1 protein-coding gene is annotated in these 546 nt (G+C 65.9%); it reads right to left on the bottom strand.

Annotation, left to right across the window (positions count from 1 at the left end):
* Positions 1–546: acyl carrier protein (locus tag ACFHWS_RS28545; protein WP_416569589.1), on the bottom strand; the 546-nt coding region annotated here is incomplete at both ends.

Below are 546 nucleotides of genomic sequence, written 5' to 3'. Positions count from 1 at the left end.
CACCACCCGGCAACCGACAACCCATCCCCACAATCACAACCGGATCATCATCCACAACAGCCGTGCGAGCGGCAGGAAGATGATTGTCCTGGGTAGTCGATCGACCGAGGATTTCGTCGCGAAGGTGACGGGCGGCGGCCAACGGGGTGGGGTGGCTGTAGACGAGGGTGGTCGGCACCCGCTTGCCGGTGCCGAGTCGCAGGTGGTTGCAGAGTTCGACGGCGGTGATGGACTCGAAGCCCTGTTCCTTGAAGGTCCGCTCCGGATCGACCGCCTCGGCGGAGTCGAGGCCCAGCACGACGGCGGTACTCGCCCGGACGACGGTCAGCAGCCGGTTCAGTTGCTCGGCGTCGGACAGCGTCAGTAGTTCCGCGTGGAGTCCTGGCGCGCCGACTTCCGGGGCAAGCTCCGGCTCTGCCTGGTCGTCGACCAGGACCGGTGAGGTGGCCCCGTCCGTCTGCGGCGCCCAGTGGTGGCGTCGCTGGAAAGGATACGTAGGCAAATCAACCACCCGACCCCCAACACCAGCAAACACCGCACCCCAAT

Source organism: Micromonospora sp. LOL_013, from assembly GCF_048060315.1.
In the GTDB taxonomy this organism is placed as follows: Bacteria; Actinomycetota; Actinomycetes; order Mycobacteriales; family Micromonosporaceae; genus Micromonospora_E.
The sequence above is the reverse complement of the archived record's forward strand: the minus strand, read 5'-3'. Positions and strand labels throughout refer to the sequence as shown.